Annotated in this window: 6 protein-coding genes; 4 read left to right on the top strand and 2 right to left on the bottom strand. The window is 69.0% G+C overall.

The features are described 5' to 3' along the window. The 4 genes from AC6EI8_RS23390 to AC6EI8_RS23375 form a co-directional block, all read left to right on the top strand. A partial coding sequence (locus tag AC6EI8_RS23390; RefSeq protein ID WP_498383012.1) for a LutC/YkgG family protein occupies window positions 1-350 on the top strand: 350 nt, incomplete at its 5' end. Between the two features lie 219 nt (window positions 351-569). Further along, complete coding sequence (locus AC6EI8_RS23385; protein WP_498383011.1) at window positions 570-2,015, top strand: sodium:proton antiporter; 1,446 nt, start codon at window positions 570-572, stop codon at window positions 2,013-2,015. An 8-nt stretch (window positions 2,016-2,023) separates the two neighbouring features. After that, window positions 2,024-3,061, top strand: a complete 1,038-nt coding sequence (locus tag AC6EI8_RS23380) for a 2-hydroxyacid dehydrogenase (protein ID WP_498383010.1) — start codon at window positions 2,024-2,026, stop codon at window positions 3,059-3,061. Between the two features lie 90 nt (window positions 3,062-3,151). Next, the gene (locus tag AC6EI8_RS23375; RefSeq protein ID WP_498383009.1) at window positions 3,152-4,549 is read left to right on the top strand and encodes a DNA recombination protein RmuC; all 1,398 of its coding nucleotides are present in this window, start codon (window positions 3,152-3,154) and stop codon (window positions 4,547-4,549) included. Window positions 4,550-4,672: 123 nt separating this feature from the next. Here AC6EI8_RS23375 and AC6EI8_RS23370 read toward each other — a convergent pair whose 3' ends face one another. Continuing rightward, entirely contained in the window at window positions 4,673-4,951 is a 279-nt protein-coding gene (locus AC6EI8_RS23370; RefSeq protein ID WP_150083596.1) for a hypothetical protein, read from the bottom strand. A gap of 234 nt (window positions 4,952-5,185) precedes the next feature. Then, window positions 5,186-5,971: molybdopterin molybdotransferase MoeA (locus AC6EI8_RS23365; RefSeq protein ID WP_498383008.1), on the bottom strand; the 786-nt coding region annotated here is incomplete at its 5' end.

The following is a 5,971-nucleotide window of genomic DNA, read 5'->3' as shown; positions in this document are numbered from 1 at the left end:
GGCCGCCGCTGCGCGATCCGGAGGCCGACCGCGACCATGGCGATCTGGTCGGCATCACCGGCTGCTTCTGCGCGATCGCCGAGACCGGTTCGCTGATGCTGCTGTCGGGGCCGGAAACCTTCGCCTCCGGCGCGCTGCTGCCCGAGACCCATATCGCGGTGGTGCCGGCCGGCCGCATCGTCGCCGACCTCGAGGAAGCCTTCGCGCTGGTGCGCGCCGAGCGGGGCGAATTGCCGCGCGCGACCAACATCATCAGCGGACCGTCCCGTACCGGCGATATCGAGCAGACCATCGTGCTGGGCGCGCACGGGCCGTATCGCGTGCACGTGGTGCTGGTCGAACAGGCCTGAGGGCGCGTTGACGTGCAGGTGCGTGCCGGAACGGTTTTCGTGCGTGCCGCAGCGTGGTTGAGCGTGGTTGAGCCGGCCTGAATATCGCTGCGGCACGGCACGCGGACGCCCGTCCTGCTCTCCCGCGCCGCATCCCGTCGCGCCGGCCCCGATACAACGACGGGCATCCCGCATTCGAACCCACTTCCAACAAACAGCAATAACAGGAGACCGAACACGATGCAGTCCGCCCTCGCGCCGCGCTTGTCCAACGCGCCCCGGCTGGCGCTGCCGGCCATGCTGGCGATGTTCCCCGCGCTGGCCGGCGCCGCCGAACTGGACGGCGCCGCGCTGGGGCCGCAGTGGGCCTTGCCCTTCGCCGGCATCCTGCTGTCGATCGCGCTGTTTCCGCTGCTGGCGCCGCGCTTCTGGCATCACCACTTCGGCAAGGTCGCGGCCGGCTGGGGCCTGCTGTTCCTGGTGCCGTTCGCGCTCGCATTCGGCATGCATGCCGCCACGGCCAACGTCGTGCATGCGCTGGTGGCCGAGTACATTCCGTTCATCGTGCTGATCGGCGCGCTGTATATCGTCGCGGGCGGCATCTGCGTGCAGGGCAACCTGCATGGCACGCCGAAGCTGAACACCGGCATCCTCGCGCTCGGCACCTGCCTGGCCAGCGTGATGGGCACCACCGGCGCGGCGATGCTGCTGATCCGTCCGCTGCTGCGCGCCAACGACAACCGCCGCCATGTCGCGCACGTGGTGGTCTTCTTCATCTTCCTGGTCGCCAATGCGGGCGGTTCGCTGACGCCGCTGGGCGATCCGCCGCTGTTCCTCGGCTTCCTGAAGGGCGTCGAATTCTTCTGGACCACGCGCCATATCTTTCCGCAGACGCTGTTCCTGTGCATCGCGCTGCTGGTGATCTTCTATTTCGTCGATCGCCACTACTTCCTCAATCGCGAGGAGGAACTGCCCCCGCGGCTCGATCCGACGCCGGATTCGCGCGGCATCCGCATCGACGGCAAGGCCAATTTCGCGCTGCTGCTGGCGATCATGGCGCTGGTGCTGATGAGCGGCCTGTGGCAATCGGATATCGCGTTCGACGTGATGGGCACCGTGGTGCCGCTGCAGGCGCTGGTGCGCGACGTGGCGCTGGTGGCGGTGGCGCTGGTGTCGCTGGCGATCACGCCGCACAGCGCGCGCGCCGGCAACGAGTTCAACTGGGATCCAATCCTGGAAGTGGGCAAGCTGTTCGCCGGCATCTTCCTGACCATCATCCCGGTGATCGCGATGCTGAAGGCGGGGACCGACGGTGCCTTCGCCGGCGTGATCCGCGCCGTCAGCGACAGCAACGGCCAGCCGATCGACAGCATGTACTTCTGGGCCACCGGCCTGCTGTCGTCCTTCCTCGACAACGCGCCGACCTACCTGGTGTTCTTCAATACCGCCGGCGGCGACGCGGCCACGCTGATGACGCGCGACGCCACCACGCTGGCGGCGATCTCGGCCGGCGCCGTATTCATGGGCGCCAACACCTATATCGGCAATGCGCCGAACCTGATGGTCAAGGCGATCGCCGAGGACCGCGGCGTGCGCATGCCGAGCTTCTTCGGTTATATGCTGTGGTCCTGCGGCATCCTGGTGCCGCTGTTCGGGGTGATGACCCTGCTGTTCTTCCGCGTCTGAGGTTCACGATGGCTTCGCAATCCCAACCGCAATCCCAAGCGCAATCTTCCTCGCCGCGTCCGGCCGTGCTGGTCACGCGGGCGATCTTCCCCGATGTGATCGAACGCCTCGCGCAGTATTTCGAGGTCGACCACAACCAGCCCGACGTGCCGCTCGACGCCGCCGCGCTGAAGGCACGCCTGGCCGGCAAGGCCGGTGTGCTTTCCAATGCCGCCGACCGCATCGACTCCGGGCTGATCGGCGCGCTGCCCGAACTGCGCGCGGTCTGCAACATGGCGGTGGGCTACAACAACCTGGACCTGCCTGCACTGACGGCGGCCGGCATCGTCGCCACCAACACGCCGGACGTGCTGACCGAGACCACCGCCGATTTCGGCTGGGCGCTGCTGATGGCCACCGCGCGGCGCGTCACCGAGTCGGAGCACTTCCTGCGCGCCGGCAAATGGGAGCGCTGGTCCTACGACATGTTCCTCGGCATGGACCTGCACGGCAGCAAGCTGGGCATCCTCGGCATGGGCCGCATCGGCCAGGCGCTGGCAAGGCGCGCCGCCGGTTTCGGCATGACGGTGCTGTACCACAACCGCAGCCAACTGCCGGCCGAGATCGAGCAGGGTCTCGGCGCGCGCTACGTCAGCAAGGCGGAACTGCTGCGCGAGTCCGACCACCTGATCCTGGTGCTGCCGTACAGCGAGCAGAGCCACCATGCGATCGGCGCGGCCGAACTGGCGCAGATGAAGCCGACCGCGACGCTGATCAACCTCGCACGCGGCGGCATCGTCGACGATGCGGCGCTGGCCGAGGCGCTGCGCGAGCGGCGCATCTTCGCCGCGGGGCTGGATGTGTTCGAGGGCGAGCCCAAGGTCCATCCCGCGCTGCTGCAGGTGCCCAACGTCGTGCTGACCCCGCATATCGCCAGCGCCTCCGAAAAGACGCGGCGCGCGATGGCCAATCTCGCCGCCGACAATCTGATCGCCGCGCTCGGCGCCGGGCCCGATGCCGGCCGGCCGCCTTGTGTGCTGAACCCCGAAGTGCTGGCGCGCCGCTAGCGTGCCGCTGTGGTGGCCACCGCGCGGTGGCCACGGCTGGCCTGGCCGCGGCGGCGCCGGCTTCCACCCGGCTTCATGACTCGATCCCCGATGTCTTCCTCCTCGCTGATCCTGATCGCGCTGGCCGCGATCCTGCTGCTGACCCTGCTGACGCTCGTCGTGCTGCTGATGCGCGGGCGCGACGGCAGCGCCGGGCAGCTGCATGCCGAACTGCTGCAGCGCCTGGCCGACTGGCGCGAACGCGGCGAGCGCGACAGCGAACGGCTCGAACGCAGCCTGCGCGGCGAGGTCGCCGAGGCCGCGCGACTGGGGCGCGACGAAACCAGCGAGCAGATGATGCGCTTCCAGCAGACGCTGTCGGCGCAGATGACGCATATCGCCACGCTGCAGAACAACCAGATCGACATGTTCGCGCAGCAGCTCGCCAAGCTGACCGAATCGAACGAGCGGCGCCTGGGAGAGGTGCGCGCCACGCTGGAGCAGAAGCTCAAGGACATCGAGGCCAACAACGCCGCCAAGCTAGACGAGATGCGCCGCACCGTCGACGAGAAGCTGCACGCGACGCTGGAGCAGCGGCTGGGCGAATCGTTCCGCATGGTGTCGGACCGGCTCGAGCAGGTGCATCGCGGCCTGGGCGAGATGCAGATGCTGGCGCAGGGCGTCGGCGACCTCAAGCGCGTGCTGACCAATGTGAAGACGCGCGGCACCTGGGGCGAGGTCCAGCTGGAAATGCTGCTGCAGCAGATCCTGACGCCCGAGCAGTACGCGCGCAACGTCGAGACCGTGCCGAACTCGGGCGCGCGCGTCGAGTTCGCAATCCGCCTGCCGGGCAAGGAAGTGGGCGTCGGCAACGGCGGAGGGAGCGGCAGCGGCAACGGCACGGTCTGGCTGCCGATCGACGCCAAGTTCCCCAAGGAGCAGTACGAACGGCTGACCGACGCGCAGGAACGCGGCGATGTCGAAGGCGTGGCCGCCGCCGGGCGCGAACTCGAAGTGGCCATCAAGCGCGAGGCCCAGACCATCGCCGAGAAGTACCTGTCGCCGCCGGCCACCACCGACTTCGCCATCCTGTTCCTGCCGACCGAGGGCCTGTATGCCGAGGTGCTGCGCCGGCCCGGATTGACGGACCTGCTGCAGCGCAATCATCGCGTCACGGTGGCCGGCCCGACCACGCTGACCGCCGTGCTGAACAGCCTGCAGATGGGCTTTCGCACGCTGGCGCTGGAAAAGCGCTCGAGCGAGGTGTGGGAGGTGCTGGGCGCGGTCAAGACCGAGTTCGGCAAGTTCGGCGACGTGCTGGCGCGCACGCGCGACACGCTGGAGCGCGCCGCCCGCAATATCGAGCAGGCCGAGGTGCGCAGCCGCCAGATGGCGCGCAAGCTGCGCAAGGTCGAGGCGCTGCCGTCCGAGGCCGCCGAGCAGCTGCTGGGCTTGCCGGAGGAGGACGACGGCGAGGCCGGGCCGAAGGATGCCGGCCCGGCGGCCTGAGCGGCGCCGGCAGGGATTCGGGCCCGCCGGCCTGGGGGCTGCCGGCGGCAGCGTCCGAGCAAAAAAAAAGCGCATCCGCCGGGATGCGCTTTTTTTGTCGGAGAAGGGCCCGGCTGCCGGAGCTTATTGCCCCTCGGGCGGCAGATTGCGGATCGTCACCTCGATGCCGCCGAAGCGGGCCGCCACCCAGTTGTAGGCCTTGCAGGCCAGCCACAGCAGGCCGAAACCGACCAGCGCATTCAGGATCAGCGCCGTGAACACCGTGATGCCGGGCAGATCGCCGTAGCGGACAAAGGCCACGAACAACCCCATCGACACGATCGGCACCGAGAAGCACAGGTAGACCAGAACGAGCGCGCGTGCGGTCTTGACGGGGTGGAGGTAAGCGATCTCCTGATTCATGACAGCGTGGCAGTGGGGAAGAGTTGGGGTGCGGCAAGTGTAGCGAATGGGTGGCGTGGCGCATAGCCTCGCCCCGCCGGGGCGGCCGCGCGCACGGCTTCGGTACGCAAAAAAACGACAGTGGCGAGGGACGAACCCGCCGGCCCGCAGACGGATGCGCGATGGGGCGAGCGAAGGCGCAGCGATGGGGCCGGCGATGGGGCCGGCGAGGGGGCTGGGCGCGGTGCCCCGGCCTTACAGCAGGCCCTCGAACAGCATCACCTCGACCGGATCGCCGGCCGCGACGCCGCCTTGCTCGTGGCCCAGCACGATGAAGCAGTTGGCCTCGCTCATCGAGCGCAGCACGCCGGACCCCTGCTGGCCGGTAATGCGCACCTCCCACTGGCCGTCGGCGCCGCGCGCGAGGATGCCGCGCTGGTATTCGGTGCGGCCGGGCTTCTTGCGGATGGCGTGCGCGCTGCGCACGCGCATCAGCGGCGGCGGCGCGATGTCCGCGCCCATCATCCGATGCAGCGCGGCGCGGACGAAATGGTAGAAGGTCACCATCACGGCGACCGGATTGCCCGGCAGGCCGAACAGCAGCGCCTGATGGCCGTTCGACGCGATGCGGCCGAAGGCCATCGGCCGGCCGGGGCGCATCGCGATCTTCCAGAAGGTCACGTCGCCGAGTTCGGCCATGATCTGCCTGGTGTAGTCGGCTTCGCCGACCGACACGCCGCCCGAGGTGATCACCGCATCCGCGTTCTCGCACGCGCTGCGCAGCGCGGCCTCGAGCGCGGCCGGATCGTCGCGCACCACGCCCATGTCGATCAGCTCGACATGCAGGCGTCGCAGCATGCCGTGCAGCGTGTAGCGGTTCGAGTCGTAGACGCAGCCGGCGTCGAGCGGCTCGCCGATCGAGCGCAGTTCGTCGCCGGTCGAGAAGAAGGCCACGCGCAGGCGGCGCCGTACCTTGACCTCGGCGATGCCGAGCGAGGCCAGCAGGCCGAGGTCGGCCGGCTGCAGCACGCGCCCCTGGTT

It is taken from the genome of Cupriavidus sp. R6-3 (genome assembly GCF_059772245.1).
Note: the sequence above shows the minus strand (reverse complement) of the source record. Positions and strands in the feature narration are given on the sequence as shown.